This is a genomic window from Burkholderia sp. HI2714, from assembly GCF_002223085.1.
In the GTDB taxonomy this organism is placed as follows: domain Bacteria; phylum Pseudomonadota; class Gammaproteobacteria; order Burkholderiales; family Burkholderiaceae; genus Burkholderia; species Burkholderia lata_D.
In genome coordinates this window covers 179,996-195,331 of sequence record NZ_NKFM01000035.1, presented here as the reverse complement: position 1 = coordinate 195,331, position 15,336 = coordinate 179,996, and the positions used below count along the sequence as shown (strand labels likewise).

At 68.6% G+C, this 15,336-nt stretch carries 12 protein-coding genes; 6 read left to right on the top strand and 6 right to left on the bottom strand.

Annotated features, from left to right (window positions below):
• Positions 1-5 precede the first annotated feature (5 nt).
• Genes CFB82_RS18875 through CFB82_RS18860 form a run of 4 tightly spaced genes read left to right on the top strand, consistent with a single transcriptional unit; the run spans position 6 to position 4,560 of the window.
• On the top strand, positions 6-1,058 hold the full coding sequence (locus tag CFB82_RS18875; RefSeq protein WP_089484811.1) for a porin: 1,053 nt from the start codon (positions 6-8) through the stop codon (positions 1,056-1,058).
• 10 nt (positions 1,059-1,068) lie between these two features.
• A complete protein-coding gene (locus tag CFB82_RS18870; RefSeq protein ID WP_089484810.1) occupies positions 1,069-2,391 on the top strand; it encodes an MFS transporter in 1,323 nt (440 codons plus the stop codon).
• Positions 2,392-2,428: 37 nt separating this feature from the next.
• Entirely contained in the window at positions 2,429-3,583 is a 1,155-nt protein-coding gene (locus tag CFB82_RS18865) for an acyl-CoA dehydrogenase family protein (RefSeq protein WP_089484809.1), read from the top strand.
• Positions 3,584-3,621: 38 nt separating this feature from the next.
• Positions 3,622-4,560, top strand: a complete 939-nt coding sequence (locus tag CFB82_RS18860) for an alpha/beta hydrolase (RefSeq protein ID WP_089484808.1) — start codon at positions 3,622-3,624, stop codon at positions 4,558-4,560.
• A 58-nt stretch (positions 4,561-4,618) separates the two neighbouring features.
• On the opposite strand, the gene prpF is transcribed toward CFB82_RS18860, so the two are convergent.
• The 4 genes from prpF to prpB form a co-directional block, all read right to left on the bottom strand.
• Complete coding sequence (prpF, locus tag CFB82_RS18855; RefSeq protein ID WP_089484807.1) at positions 4,619-5,809, bottom strand: 2-methylaconitate cis-trans isomerase PrpF; 1,191 nt, start codon at positions 5,807-5,809, stop codon at positions 4,619-4,621.
• A gap of 26 nt (positions 5,810-5,835) precedes the next feature.
• Complete coding sequence (gene acnD, locus CFB82_RS18850; RefSeq protein WP_089484806.1) at positions 5,836-8,430, bottom strand: Fe/S-dependent 2-methylisocitrate dehydratase AcnD; 2,595 nt, start codon at positions 8,428-8,430, stop codon at positions 5,836-5,838.
• Between the two features lie 78 nt (positions 8,431-8,508).
• The gene (prpC, locus tag CFB82_RS18845) at positions 8,509-9,681 is read right to left on the bottom strand and encodes a bifunctional 2-methylcitrate synthase/citrate synthase (RefSeq protein WP_027790338.1); all 1,173 of its coding nucleotides are present in this window, start codon (positions 9,679-9,681) and stop codon (positions 8,509-8,511) included.
• Between the two features lie 116 nt (positions 9,682-9,797).
• Entirely contained in the window at positions 9,798-10,691 is an 894-nt protein-coding gene (prpB, locus tag CFB82_RS18840) for a methylisocitrate lyase (RefSeq protein WP_006480320.1), read from the bottom strand.
• A 170-nt stretch (positions 10,692-10,861) separates the two neighbouring features.
• Here prpB and prpR point away from each other — a divergent pair, with 170 nt between their 5' ends.
• Positions 10,862-12,844: a propionate catabolism operon regulatory protein PrpR gene (gene prpR, locus CFB82_RS18835; RefSeq protein ID WP_089484805.1), complete on the top strand. Its 1,983-nt coding sequence runs from the start codon at positions 10,862-10,864 to the stop codon at positions 12,842-12,844.
• A gap of 32 nt (positions 12,845-12,876) precedes the next feature.
• Here the strand turns inward: prpR and CFB82_RS18830 are convergent, their stop codons facing one another.
• Positions 12,877-13,497 carry a CGNR zinc finger domain-containing protein gene (locus tag CFB82_RS18830; protein WP_231937868.1) on the bottom strand — a complete coding sequence of 207 codons (621 nt, stop codon included), beginning with the start codon at positions 13,495-13,497 and terminating at the stop codon, positions 12,877-12,879.
• 124 nt (positions 13,498-13,621) lie between these two features.
• Between CFB82_RS18830 and CFB82_RS18825 the strand changes: the two genes are divergently transcribed.
• Positions 13,622-14,005, top strand: coding sequence for a VOC family protein (locus CFB82_RS18825; RefSeq protein ID WP_069252704.1), 384 nt, complete (start codon positions 13,622-13,624; stop codon positions 14,003-14,005).
• A gap of 108 nt (positions 14,006-14,113) precedes the next feature.
• On the opposite strand, the gene CFB82_RS18820 is transcribed toward CFB82_RS18825, so the two are convergent.
• Entirely contained in the window at positions 14,114-14,962 is an 849-nt protein-coding gene (locus tag CFB82_RS18820; protein WP_089485008.1) for an ureidoglycolate lyase, read from the bottom strand.
• Positions 14,963-15,336: the final 374 nt, after the last annotated feature.

Here is a 15,336-nt window from a genome sequence, read left to right as displayed (position 1 = left end):
CCTTCATGCAACGGAGAGCATTCCTGGTCGGCGCGTGCGTGCTGTATGCCACGTCGGCACACGCGTCGTCGGTCACGCTGTACGGGATCGTCGACAGCTACGTCGAGTTCGATCGCATCGGCAGCCTGTCGAGCCTGCGGCAAAGCGGCGGCGGCGCGTCGACGAGCCGCTTCGGACTGACGGGTATCGAAGCGCTCGGCGGCGGCACGTCGACGAAATTCGTGCTGGAAAGCGGCTTCTCGCCGGCCGACGGCTCGTTCCAGGGCGGCACGCTGTTCTACCGGCAGGCATACGTGTCGCTGCAGAACACGCGCTACGGCGACGTGCGGCTCGGGCGGCAATACACACCCGCGTTCTACGTCGTGTACGAAGGCGATCCGTTCGGGCTCAACGAACGGATGTCGCCGCTCGCGCTGCTCGCGACGTCGACCGACACGATCACGAGCAACACGACGCCGCCGATTCCGCGCTTCAACCAGGCGGCGTCATACCTGAGCCCGGACTGGAACGGCCTGCGCGTGATGGCCACGTACGGCTTTCCGACGCCGAATGCGCTGTCCACGCAGGCCGGGCGCAACTACGGCGCCGGGCTTCAGTACCGGCTCGGCGGGCTCCATGTCGGCGCCGGTTTCCAGGGCGACACGTCGGCCGGCAGCCTGGCGCCCGTCGTCGCCCCGTCGACGACCCGCCACTACGTGTTCGCGGCCAACTACGCGTTCGCCCAAGTCAAGCTGTATGCCGCATTCCTGTACGGCGTCGGCACGGCGGCGCACCTGCCGGCGTTCTCGACCGCGAGCGTAGGCGCGTCGATCAACGTCGGCGCGCTCGATCGCGTGCTCGTGTCGGTCGTGCGCCGCGACGTGAAGGGCTCGGCGAACGACGCGACCGCACTCGGCGTCGGCTACGACCATCCGCTGTCGAAGCGGACCTCGCTGTACGCACGCTATCTCTACATGAAGAACGGCGGCGACGCCCGCAACACGGTCGTCGTCGGCCTGCAACCGCAACCGGGCGGCACCGGGCAGGTGTTCGCGCTCGGCATCGCTCACCGCTTCTGACGGAATGCCCATGCCCCCGACCCTTTCGACCCACCCGGCCGCCGTCGACGATGGCGCGACGCAGGCGCTCTACCGCCGGATCTCGCGCCGGCTGCTGCCGTTCCTGATCCTCTGCTACACGCTGTCGTTCATCGACCGGATCAACATCGGCTTCGCGCACGCGCAGATGGCTGCCGAACTGCACTTTTCCGATGCCGTCTACGGGCTCGGCGCGGGCATCTTCTTCATCGGCTACATGGCGTTCGAGATTCCGAGCAACGCGTGGCTTGCACGGACGGGCGCGCGCCGGACGATCGCCCGCATCATGGTGCTGTGGGGCCTCGGCTCGGCCGCGACGATGTTCGTCACGACACCCGCGCAGTTCTACGCGTGCCGCTTTCTGCTGGGCGTGTTCGAGGCCGGCTTCTTCCCCGGCATCCTGTTCTATCTCGGTGCGTGGTATCCGCCGCGGCAGCGCGCCAAGGCGTTCGCGCTGTTCATGACCGCGCTCTATCTCGCGGGGTTGATCGCCGGCCCCGTGTCGGGCGCAATCCTGTCGTACTTCGACGGCGTGGGCGGCCTGCGCGGCTGGCAATGGCTGTTCGTCGTCGAAGGGCTGCCGAGCAGCGCGCTCGGCCTCGTCGCGCTGCGCTTTCTCGACGACCGGCCGGACGACGCACGCTGGCTGTCGGACGCCGACAAGGCCGCGCTGCGCGCTGCGCACGCGCAGGCCGAAGCCGACGCGCCGCATGCCCATGCGGCGCGGCCCTTGCTCGCGCATCGCGATTTCTGGCTGCTGTGCGCAGCCAATTTCGCGATCGCGGCCGCCGGCTACGCACTCGTGTTCTGGATGCCCGTGATCCTGCATCGCGGCGGCCTGCATGGCGCGATGCAGATCGGGCTGCTGTCCGCGCTGCCGTACCTGTGCGGCATCGCCGGCATGCTCGCGATGGGCTGGCGCACCGGGCGCCGGCGCGAATGGCGCAAGGACGGGGCAGTCGCGATGCTCGCGTGCGCGGCGGCGCTCGCCGGGCTCGCGAGCACTAGCGGCACGTCGCACCTGATGATCGCGCTGTGCATCGCGGTCGCCACGCACGCCGCGGCGCTGCCGGCGTTCTGGGTGCTGCCGGGGCTCGCGCTGCCGAAGCGCTCGATGGCGGTCGCGATCGCAGCGATCACGATGACCGGTGCGATCGGCGGCTTCGCGAGCCCGTTCCTGATGGGCGTGCTGAACACGGCCACCGGGTCGATGCGCGGCGGGCTCTATTTCAATGCCGCGCTGCTCGCGGCCGGCGCGATCGCGTTGCTCGGCACGCTGCGCGAGCGTGCCGCACCGCGCGCCGACGTCGGCTGACGGCGCGCGCTCCTTCCCTTCTGAATGGACCACCCTCATGAATTTCGAACTCGAACTCGAACACCGGATGATCCGCGACCTCGTCGCGCGTTTCGTGAAGGACGAACTGATTCCGCTCGAAGCCGCGGTGATGGCACGCGAGGCCGACGGCCAGCGCTTCGGGCTGCTCGCCGACGAACGTGCGCGACTCGACGAGCGCTCCCGGCAGCTCGGCCTGTGGGGACTCGACGCGCCGCTCGACGCGGGCGGCTCGGATCTGCCGGCCGTCGCGATGGTCGGCGTGAACGAAGCGATCGGCACGACCGTGACCCCGTACATCCTGCCGCCCGATTCGCCGAACCTGCGGATGCTGTGCGACGCGGCCGACGACGCGCAGCGCGCGCGCTATCTCGACCCGTACGCACGCGGCGCCACGCGTGCGGCGATGGCGATCTCCGAACCGGGCGCCGGCTCGGATCCGGGGGCATTGTCCACGACGGCCGTGCGTGACGGCGACGGCTGGGTGCTGAACGGCCGCAAGATCTGGATCAGCCATGCGATTGAAGCCGACTGGACGATCGTGATGGCGCTCACCGATCGAAGCAAGGGCAAGCGCGGCGGCATGTCGGCATTCATCGTCGAGCGCGACACGCCCGGCTTCATCATCGAACGCCGGATCCCGATGATCGGCGGGCTGTCCACGTATGAAATCGTGCTGGAGAACTGCCGCGTTCCCGCCGCGCAACTGCTGGGCCGGGAAGGTGCCGGCTTCGCGACGATGCAGGCGCGGCTCGCGAACCGGCGGCTGGAGATGGCCGCGTGGTGCATCGGCCGCGCCGAGCGCGCGGTCGCGCTCCTGTGCGACCATGCGAAACAGCGCACGACCTTCGGCGTGCCGCTCGCGGAGCGCCAGGCGGTCCAGTGGTGGGTCGCCGACGCGCTCACGCAAATCCACGCGTGCCGCCTGATGACCTACGAAGCGGCCGCGCGCGTGGATGCCGGGCAGGATGCCCGCACGCAGATCTCGATGGTCAAGGTGTTCGCGACCGAAATGGCGTCGACCGTCATCGATCATGCGATGCAGACGTTCGGCGCGATGGGCATGACGAAGGAAATGCCGTTGCAGCAGATGGCCAGCGAGGCGCGGCTGATGCGCATCTTCGAAGGCCCGACCGAGGTGCACCGCTGGGTCGTCGCACGCAGCGTGCTCTGACCGCGGCGCACCGCACACTTCCATGATGGAGCCCTGCGTTGAACACCCTGCATCTCGTCGATCCCGAAATCCGCCCGCTGCTCGAGACCTGGCCGACCATCACGCTCAGTGCCGACAATCTCGCGCAGTCGCGCCAGCGGGTACTGCCGCTGCCGCCGCCCGACCCGGCCGGCAGCACGCTCGAACACCGCACGGTACCCGGCCCTGCCGGCGCGCCGAACGTCCCGGTACTCGTCTATTTGCCTGATGGCCACGCGCGCCCGCTGCCGGCGATCGTTCACATGCACGGCGGCGGCTACGTGCGCGGCGCGGCGAAGGATCTCGAAGCGGTGCACCGGTCGCTCGTGACGCAGCTCGGCTGCGCGCTGATCTCGATCGACTACCGCCTCGCGCCGGAGACCGTGTTTCCCGGCGCGATCGAGGACTGCTACGCGGCGCTCGCATGGGTCTTCCGCCACGCGGGCCCGCTCGGCATCGACACCGCGCGGATCGGCGTGGCGGGCGAAAGCGCGGGCGGCGGGCTCGCCGCCGCGCTGGCGCTCCTCGCCCGCGATCGCGGCGAATTCCGGCTCGCGTTCCAGCACCTGATCTATCCGATGCTCGACGATCGCACCTGCACACGCACGCCGCATCCGCATGCCGGCGAATTCGTCTGGCACGCGGCCAACAACCGGTTCGGCTGGACCGCGTTGCTCGGTCACACGCCGGGCATCGACGGCGTGTCGCCGTATGCGGCGGCCGCGCGCGCCACGCGGCTCGACGGCCTGCCGCCCACGTTCCTGTCGATCGGCTCGCTCGACCTGTTCCTCGACGAAAATCTCGACTATGCGCAGCGCCTGCTGCGCGCGGGCGTGCCGACCGAGCTGCACGTGCTGCCCGGCGGCGTACATGGTTTCGACATCGTGTCCGGCGCGCGGATCGCCGAAACGGCGCGCCGCCTGAGCCACGACGCGCTGCGCCGCTTCCTGCACGGCTGACGAAAACGACGCGGGCGGCCGCAGCCGCCCGCATCCGCACCGCCACAACCGGCAACGCTCAGAACGCATCCCCCGGCACCCTCACCCAGCCTTCCATCAACACGCGCGCGCTGCGGCTCATGATCGCCTTGGTGACGGTCCACTCGCCGTTCTCGAGCTGCGCTTCCGCGCCGACGCGCAGCGTGCCCGACGGATGCCCGAAGCGCACCGCGTTGCGTTCGCCGCCTCCCGCCGCCAGGTTGACGAGCGTGCCGGGGATCGCCGCGGCCGTGCCGATCGCAACCGCCGCCGTGCCCATCATCGCGTGGTGCAGCTTGCCCATCGACATCGCGCGCACCAGCAGGTCGACGTCACCCGCGTTCACGCGCTTGCCGCTCGATGCGACATAATCGGCCGGCTTCGCGACGAACGCGATCTTCGGCGTGTGCTGCCGCGTCGCGATTTCATCGAGCGTGTCGATCAGGCCCATGCGCAGCGCGCCGTGCGCACGAATCGTCTCGAACTTCTCGAGCGCCTTCGCATCGCCGTTGATCGCGTCCTGCAGCTCGGTGCCCGTATAGCCGATCGCTTCCGCTTCGACGAAGATCGTCGGAATGCCCGCGTTGATCATCGTCGCCTTCAGCGTACCGACGCCCGGCACCGCGAGATCGTCGACGAGGTTGCCGGTCGGGAACATCGACCCGCCCGCGCCTTCTTCCTCGGCGGCCGGGTCCATGAACTCGAGCTGCACTTCGGCGGCCGGGAACGTGACGCCGTCCAGCTCGAAATCGCCCGTCTCCTGCACCGCGCCGTTCGTCACCGGTACATGCGCGACGATCGTCTTGCCGATGTTCGCCTGCCAGATCCGCACGGTCGCGACGCCGTCGCGCGGCACGCGCGCCGGATCGACGAGCCCGCCGCTGATCGCGAACGGGCCGACCGCCGCCGACAGGTTGCCGCAGTTGCCGGTCCAGTCGACGAACGCCTTGTCGATCGACACCTGGCCGAACAGGTAGTCGACGTCGTGGCCGGGCCGCGCGCTCTTCGACACGATCACCGTCTTGCTGGTGGACGACGTCGCGCCGCCCATCCCGTCGATCTGCTTGCCGTACGGATCGGGGCTGCCGATCACGCGCAGCAGCAGCGCATCCCGCGCGGCGCCCGGCGCCTGCGCGGCGTCCGGCAGGTCCTGCAGCCGGAAGAACACGCCCTTGCTGGTGCCGCCGCGGATGTAGGTCGCGGGAATCCTGATTTGAGGAGTGTGAGCCATGTGTGCGTTATCCCTGTGTGACGCGATCAAGCCGCCTGCGACGATTCGAGGAAGTCCTGCGCGAAGCGCTGCAGCACGCCGCCCGCTTCGTAGATCGACACTTCCTCGGCCGTATCGAGCCGGCACGTCATCGGCACCTCGACGCGCTCGCCGTTCCTGCGGTGAATCACGAGCGTCAGGTCGGCGCGCGGCGTACGCTCGCCGATCACGTCGAAGGTCTCGGTGCCGTCGATGCCGAGCGTCGTCCGGTTCGTGCCCGGCTTGAACTCGAGCGGCAGCACGCCCATGCCGATCAGGTTCGTGCGGTGGATCCGCTCGAAGCCTTCGGCGGCGATCGCCTCGACGCCCGCGAGCCGCACGCCCTTCGCCGCCCAGTCGCGCGACGAGCCCTGGCCGTAGTCGGCGCCGGCCACGACGATCAGCGGCTGCTTGCGATTCATGTACGTCTCGATCGCTTCCCACATCCGCATGACCTTGCCTTCCGGCTCGACGCGCGCGAGCGAGCCTTTCTTCACCGCGCCGTCGACGATCGCCATCTCGTTGATCAGCGTCGGATTCGCGAAGGTCGCGCGCTGCGCGGTCAGGTGGTCGCCCCGGTGCGTCGCGTACGAGTTGAAGTCTTCTTCCGGCAGGCCCATCTTCGCGAGGTATTCGCCGGCCGCGCTGTCCAGCAGGATCGCGTTCGACGGCGACAGGTGGTCGGTCGTGATGTTGTCGCCGAGCACCGCGAGCGGGCGCATCCCCTGCAGCGTGCGCTCGCCGGCCAGCGCCCCTTCCCAGTACGGCGGACGGCGGATGTACGTGCTCTGCGCGCGCCACTCGTACAGCGGCGCCGCGCGCTCGCCGGCATCGGCGCTACGCGCGAACATCGGTTCGTAGACCTTGCGGAACTGCTCGGGCTTCACGCTCGACGCGACGATCGCATCGATCTCCTCGTCGGTCGGCCAGATGTCCTTCAGCGTGACGGGCTGGCCGTCCTGGTCGTGGCCGAGCACGTCCTTCTCGATGTCGAAGCGGATCGTGCCGGCGATCGCATACGCGACCACCAGCGGCGGCGACGCGAGGAACGCCTGCTTCGCATACGGGTGGATGCGGCCGTCGAAGTTGCGGTTGCCGGACAGCACGGCCGTCGCGTACAGGTCGCGATCGACGATCTCCTGCTGGATCTTCGGATCGAGCGCGCCCGACATCCCGTTGCAGGTCGTGCACGCGAACGCGACGATGCCGAAGCCGAGCTTCTCGAGTTCGGGCAGCAGGTTCGCTTCTTCCAGGTACAGCTCGACCGCCTTCGAGCCGGGCGCGAGCGAGCTCTTCACCCACGGCTTGCGCGTGAGGCCGCGCGCATTCGCGTTGCGTGCGAGCAAGGCCGCAGCGATCACGTTGCGCGGGTTGCTGGTGTTCGTGCAGCTCGTGATCGCGGCGATGATCACCGCGCCGTCGGGCATCTCGCCCGCCTTCTCTTCCCACTGGCCGGCGATCCCGCGTGCGGCGAGATCGGACGTCGGCAGCCGCTTGTGCGGGTTCGACGGGCCGGCCATGTTGCGCACCACGCTCGACAGGTCGAACGTCAGCGTGCGCTCGTATTGCGCGTTGGCGAGCGTATCGGCCCACAGGCCGGCCGCCTTCGCGTAGGTCTCGACGAGCTTCACCTGCTCGTCGCTGCGGCCGGTGAGGCGCAGGTAGTCGGTCGTCTGGCCGTCGATGAAGAACATCGCGGCCGTCGCGCCGTATTCGGGCGCCATGTTCGAGATCGTCGCGCGATCGCCGAGCGTGAGGCTCGCCGCGCCTTCGCCGCGGAATTCCAGATACGCGCCGACCACCTTTTCCTTGCGCAGGAATTCGGTCAGCGCGAGCACGACGTCGGTCGCGGTGATGCCGGGCTGGCGCTTGCCGGTCAGCTCGACGCCGACGATGTCGGGCAGGCGCATCCACGATGCGCGGCCGAGCATCACGTTCTCCGCTTCGAGGCCGCCGACGCCGATCGCGATCACGCCGAGCGCGTCGACGTGCGGCGTGTGGCTGTCGGTGCCGACGCAGGTGTCCGGATACGCGACGCCGTCTTGCGCCTGGATCACCGGCGACATCTTCTCGAGGTTGATCTGGTGCATGATGCCGTTGCCCGGCGGGATCACGTCGACGTTCTCGAACGCCTTCTTCGTCCACTCGATGAAGTGGAAGCGATCCTCGTTGCGGCGATCCTCGATCGCGCGGTTCTTCGCGAACGCATCCGGATCGAAGCCGCCGCATTCGACCGCGAGCGAGTGGTCGACGATCAGCTGCACGGGCACGACCGGGTTCACCTTGGCCGGGTCGCCACCGCCATCGGCGATCGCGTCGCGCAGGCCGGCGAGATCGACGAGCGCGGTCTGCCCGAGGATGTCGTGGCACACGACGCGCGCCGGGAACCACGGGAAATCACGTTCGCGCTTGCGCTCGATGATCTGCTTCAGCGAATCGGCGAGGATCGCCGGATCGCAGCGGCGCACGAGGTTTTCGGCGAGCACGCGCGACGTGTACGGCAGCGTGTCGTAGGCGCCGGGCGCGATCGCTTCGACCGCGGCACGCGCGTCGAAATAGTCCAGCGACGTGCCGGGCAGGGGTTTGCGGTTGGCGGTATTCATGGTGTGGGGAACTCGGGTATGGCGTCCGGCGCACGCCGGCCCCCGTCACGCGGGAGGCCGGTGTGCACGGTGGGCATGTCAGCGCTTTTCGATCGGCACGAACTGCAGGTCTTCCGGACCGGTGTAGTTCGCGCTCGGGCGGATGATCTTGTTGTCGATGCGCTGCTCGATGATGTGCGCGCTCCAGCCCGACGTGCGCGAGATCACGAACAGCGGCGTGAACATCGCGGTCGGCACGCCCATCATGTGATACGACACCGCGCTGAACCAGTCGAGGTTCGGGAACATCTTCTTCGCTTCCCACATCACCGATTCGAGGCGCTCGGCGATGTTGTACAGCTTCAGGTCGCCCGCTTCCTTCGACAGCTTGTGCGCGACGCCCTTGATCACCTTGTTGCGCGGATCGGAGATCGTGTAGACCGGGTGGCCGAAGCCGATCACGACTTCCTTGTTCTCGACGCGGCGGCGGATGTCGGCTTCGGCATCGTCCGGCGAGCTGTAGCGGCTCTGGATTTCATACGCGACTTCGTTCGCGCCGCCATGCTTCGGCCCGCGCAGCGCGCCGATCGCGCCGGTGATCGCCGAGTAGATGTCCGAGCCCGTGCCCGCGATCACGCGGCCGGTAAACGTCGACGCGTTGAATTCGTGCTCCGCGTACAGGATCAGCGACGTGTGCATCGCCTCGACCCACGACTTCGACGGCGTCTTGCCGTGCAGCAGGTGCAGGAAGTGGCCGCCGATCGAGTCGTCGTCGGTTTCCGTCTCGATGCGCTTGCCGTTGTGCGAGAAGTGATACCAGTACAGCAGCATCGAGCCGAGCGATGCCATCAGGCGGTCGGCGATGTCGCGCGCGCCCGGCAGGTTGTGGTCGTCCTTCTCCGGCAGCACGGTGCCGAGCACCGACACGCCCGTGCGCATCACGTCCATCGGGTGCGCGGACGCCGGGATCTGCTCGAGCGCCGCCTTCAGCGCGTTCGGCAGGCCGCGCAGCGCGCGCAGCTTCGCCTTGTACGCGGCCAGTTCGGTCAGGTTCGGCAGCGTGCCGTGAACGAGCAGGTGCGCGATTTCCTCGAATTCGCACGATTCGGCGACGTCGAGAATGTCGTAGCCGCGATAGTGCAGGTCGTTGCCGGTCTTGCCGACCGTGCACAGCGCCGTGTTGCCGGCCGTCACGCCCGACAGCGCCACCGACTTCTTCGGCTTGAATGCGCCTGCGGCGGCCGGTGCTGCTGCGTCTTTCGTCTCGCTCATGTTTCTGCTCTCCAATGTGTATCGGGGGTATCATCCGTGGGCCGGACTTGGCGCTTCAGCGCCTGGTGCGGCCCCATGCAAAACGCGCCGGAATCGCGTCCCGGCGCGCGGGCGCGTTACTTCTTGCCCTGCGCGAACAGCTCGTCGAGCTTGCGCTCGTATTCGTGATAGCCGAGGAAGTCGTACAGCTCGGCGCGCGTCTGCATCGTCGGCACGGCCGCCTTCTGCGTGCCGTCGCGGCGCAGCGTCTCGTAGAAGTTCAGCGCGGCCTTGTTCATCGCGCGATACGCGCCGCAGCAGTACAGCGCGATATCGACGTTCGCCTCGCGCAGCTCGTCGACCGTGAACAGCGGCGTCGAGCCGAATTCGGTCAGGTTCGCGAGGATCGGCACCTTCACGGCTGCCTTGAAGCGGCGGTAGTCGTCGAGCGTCTTCATCGCTTCCGGGAAAATCATGTCCGCGCCGGCTTCGACGTACGCGACCGCGCGTTCGATCGCCGAGTCGATCCCTTCGGCGGCGGCCGCATCGGTGCGCGCCATGATCACGAACTGGTCGTCGGTACGCGCATCGACCGCGGCCTTCACGCGATCGACCATTTCGTCGATCGGCACGACTTCCTTGCCCGGGCGATGGCCGCAGCGCTTCTGGCCGACCTGGTCCTCGAGGTGCACGGCCGCGACGCCGGCGTTGATGAACGAGCGGACCGTGCGCGCGATGTTGAACGCGCCGCCCCAGCCCGTGTCGATGTCGACCAGCAGCGGCAGGTCGGTCGCGTTGGTGATCCGCGTCGCGTCGATCAGCACGTCTTCCATCGTGCTGATGCCGAGGTCGGGGATGCCGAGCGAGTTCGCGGCGACGCCGCCACCCGACAGGTACACGGCCTTGAAGCCGACGGCCTGCGCCATCTTGGCTGCGTAGGCGGTGATCGCGCCGACCACCTGCAGCGGCTGCTCCGCCGCGACTGCCGCGCGGAATTTCGCGCCGGCGCTCTGAAGATGCGTATTGCTCATGAACGGCCTCCTGAAGGAACGACCATTAACAGCAAGGACCGGGCCAGCTCGCGCCACGTCGCTAACCCACTGATTCTTAAGCATCCGGCAAGGGCGAAGCCGCGTCCGACGATTTCAATTTGGCAATTTCATGTTTCAAAAATGAAATCGCGCGCGCATAATCGACCGCCATGGACCTCTCCTCGACCAAGCCCGTCGGCCCGGCCGATCGCGCGGCGCGCCCGCGCATCTGGGCGATGGGCATCAGCCGCCTGCGCGACCTGTTTCGCGAGATCGCCGGCGAATTCGACGAACGCGCCGACGTGCGCATCGTCACGCGCGCCTATGAGGATGCGCTCAGCGCGATCGCCGAGGCCGGCACCGCACGGCCCGACGTGATCGTCGCGGCCGGCTCGAACGGCGGCTTCCTGAAAACCCGTGCGCAGGTGCCGGTGGTGGTCGTGTCGCCGACCGGCTTCGACGTGATGCAGGCGCTCGCGCGCGCCCGGCGCGATGCGTCGCGGATCGCGCTCGTCAGCGCCGGCGAAACGCCGCCCGAAGTGCGCCGCTTCGTCGCCGCGTACGGCCTTGACGTGCAGTTTGCGTCATATCAGTCCGCCCAGGAAGCGGAAGCCTGCGTGCACGACCTGCACGACCGCGGCATCGAGACGATCGTCGGCCCCGGCCTCGTCACCGATCTCGCGGCCAGCGCCGGCATGGGCGCGGTGTTCCTGTATTCGCATGCGTCGGTGCGCAAGGCCGTCGAGACCGCGCTCGAAGTCGCGTATGCGACGCACGCCGAGGCTTTTCGCCGCCAGCGGCTCGACACGCTGCTGCAGCACCTGCGCGACGGCGTGGTCGCGCTCGACGCACACGGCCGCGTCGAAGCGATCAACGAGCGGCTCGCGTCGGCGCTCGGGGTCGAACCCGCGGCGGCCGTCGGCCGCGCGCTCGTCGACCTGCGGCCCGAGTTGCGCACGCTGCGCGGCGAGGACGGTGATGCACTCGCCACCGTGCGCGGCGTGCGCTACGTCGTGCATCGCGGGCCGCTCGTCGATCGCGGCGTCACGTCGGGCAGCGTGCTGACGTTTCAGGAATCGCGCGCGGTCGAACGGCTCGACCGCGCATTGCGTTCGCAGCCCACCACGCAGCAGTTCGCCGCGCGCTATGCGCTCGACGACGTGGTCGGCGCATCGGCGCCGATGGCGCGCGTGCGCGATCTCGTGCGCCGCTACGCGAAATCCGACGCAACCGTGCTCGTGCTCGGCGAAAGCGGCACCGGCAAGGAAATGATCGCGCAAAGCCTGCACGCGCTGTCCGCGCGGCGCAGCTACCCGTTCGTCGCGGTCAACTGCGGCGCGTTTCCGGAAGCGCTGCTCGAAAGCGAGCTGTTCGGCTATGAGGAAGGCGCGTTCACCGGCGCGCGGCGCGGCGGCAAGACCGGCCTGTTCGAAGCCGCGCACCGCGGCACGCTGTTTCTCGACGAAATCGGCGAAATGCCGCCGTCGCTGCAGAGCCGGCTGCTGCGCGTGCTGCAGGAGCGCGAGGTAATCCGCCTCGGCTCGACCGAGCCGATCCGCATCGACGTGCGCGTGATCGCCGCGACGCACCGTCCGCTGCTCGCGGCCGTCGAGGCCGGCACGTTCCGCGCGGATCTCTATTACCGGCTCAACATCCTGAACGTCGGCCTACCGCCGCTGCGCGAGCGCGCCGCCGACATCCCCGCGCTCGCGGCCACGCTGCTCGTGCAGGCCGCACGGCGCGAACCGCGGCTCGCCGAACGCCTGCGTGACGCCGCCGATGCCGCGCGCGTGCTCGGCGCGACACAGGCCGCGCTCGCGCGCTACCGGTGGCCCGGCAACGTGCGCGAGCTGCAGAACGTGATCGAGCGGATCGCGGTGGAGCTGGCCGAGGAAGCCGACGAAAACGATCCGGCCGCCGCATGCGGCACGCTCGACCCCGACGCGCTGCAGGCGATCGCGCCCGAGCTGTTCGCGGCGCCGCCCGATGCGGCCGACGACGACGATGCGCAGACGCTGCACGCGCGCCGCCGTCGCGCGGAAGCCGACGAGATCCGCGCGGTACTCGACGCATGCGGCGGCGACCGCGACCGCGCGTGCGCGATGCTCGGCATCAGCAAGACGACGCTGTGGCGGAAGTTGTCGGTGAAGTAGGGTAGGCGGCAGCGCAGTGAACGGGCCGACCGTCAGTCGGCCTTGTGATAGTGGCGGTACGCCTTCGCGCGATTGCCGCACGACGACATCGAACACCAGCGGCGGCTGCCGTTCTTGCTGTCGTCGATGAACAGCCACTGGCAGGCGTCGTTCGCGCAACGCTTGACCTTCGCGAGCCGCGCACCGCCGAGCAGGTCGATCGCCGACCACAGTACCGGGGTCAGCAGCCCCGCCAGCGTCGCACGCCCCTCCCCGATCCGCCACGCATAGCCGCCATCGATGCGCGCCAGCGCGACACGCGGCGCCGCTTCCGCCAGGAAGCCGCCGAGCAGCGCGAGATCGTCGGCCTGCGGCTCGCGCTGTTCGGCCTGCGCAAGAAAGAGCCGATACAGCGCCTCGCGCAACGCAAGCGCGTGCGCGAGCATGGCCGGTTCACCCGCCGCTTCGCCGTGCGCACGGCACGCTTCCACCAGCCCGGCCGGCACGCTTGCCTGCTCGCGACACCACGCCAGCAGGTCGTCCATCGTGCCGAAGGTTTCCGTCGGCGGATCGCTGCCGCGCCAGTACAGCGTGTTCGCGAAATCGATGCTCAGGGTTTCGGGCGGCGCCGGAATCAGGCAGTCCATCGTGACGGAAGGTTGCGTATCGCTCATGCCCAGATCGTATCTAACCACCATGCCGGTTGACAAGCCCGCGGGCGCTTCCTAACATAACCGGCATGGTGGTTAAAACAACGTTGCCGCACCGAAGTCCCCCGTCAGTCCAAGGAGCCAACAGATGATCGATCACCTTTCGTTCGGCGTTGCACACGTCGGCCGCAGCCAAGCCTTCTACGACAGCACGCTCGGCGCACTCGGCTACAAACGGCTGCATACCGACGACGAATCCATCGGGTACGGCGCAACCGAGCCGCAGCTGTGGTTGCAATATGCGCCCCGCCCTGTCGCCCCCGATCCCGACTCGGGGATGCACCTGTCGTTCAAGGCCGCTTCGCCCGTCGAAGTCGACGCGTTCTACCGTGCCGCACTCGAGCACGGCGGCCGCGACAACGGCGGGCCCGGCAAGCGCGAACACTACGGCCCCGGCTACTACGCAGCGTTCGTCGTCGATCCCGACGGATACCGGCTGGAAGCGCATTGCGAACTCGACAACGTCGTGTAATCGCGCTCGCATACCAAAGACAAGGGCCCGATTCCGCGCAATGCGGAATCGGGCCCTTGTCTTTGAACCGCCGGTGGCGGTCGTTCGACGGAATCGCCGGGTGCGTGGCTATCGCGCGTCGCGCGTGCGCTGCAGTTGCTCGCCGAGTCCTTCGACACCGAGGCGCACCATCTGGCCGGCCTTCAGGAATACCGGCGACGGCTTGATGCCCATGCCGACGCCCGGCGGCGTGCCGGTCGTGATCACGTCGCCCGGCTGTAGCGTCATGCAGCGCGACAGATAGGCGATCAGCTGCGCGACGGTAAACACCATCGTGCGCGTGTTGCCGTTCTGATAACGGTGGCCGTCGATTTCGAGCCACAGGTCGAGACGCTGCGGATCGGGCACCTCGTCGCGCGTGACGAGCCACGGACCGATCGGGCCGAACGTGTCGAAGCCCTTGCCCTTGTCCCACTGGCCGCCGCGCTCGATCTGCCATTCGCGCTCGGACACATCGTTGACGACGCAGTAGCCCGCGACGTAATCGAGCGCGCGCGCTTCGTCGACATCCTTGCAGGTCGCGCCGATCACGACGCCCAGCTCGACTTCCCAGTCGGTCTTGACCGAGCCCTTCGGGATATCGATGCCGTCGTTCGGGCCGCAGATCGAGCTCGTCCACTTGCCGAACACGACCGGCTCCTTCGGCACCGGCATGCCGGCTTCGGCCGCGTGATCGGCGTAGTTCAGGCCGATGCCGATGAATTTGCCGACCTGCCCGACGCACGCGCCGATGCGCGGCTCGCCTGACACCAGCGGCAGCGTGGCGGGATCGATCGCGCGCAGCCGCGCGAGACCCGCGTCGGACAGCACGTCGCCGGACAGATCCGGCACATGCGCGGACAGGTCGCGAATCCGGCCGTCCGCGTCGAGAATCCCGGGCTTTTCCTGGCCGGACGGGCCATAGCGAAGCAGTTTCATCGTGATCAACCTCTGTTGTCGAATGGGACAGGATTCCGGCCAACGCGGCCCTTCACGGCCGTGCGCCGGACTGATTGTCGATCGTCGATTGCACGCGTCGGTACCGAATCCGGCATGCCGTTCGACGCGCGAGGGTCGCGCGGGCGCAGCGATCGTGGCGCCGCACGGAAGTACGGCGCGCATCGAACGGGCAGCCGCCGGTCTGCGCATCGGCGACGACGGCCCGGCACCCGCGACATGGTCCGGCCCATACCGGCCGGCTTCACGCGCGGCCGCACCGTCGCTGGCCCGCCAGTCTTTGTACCATCGGCCGCGCGCCGCGAAATGACGCGCGACGGATACCGACTATTGGTGCGCCCGCAGACGCTGCGGCG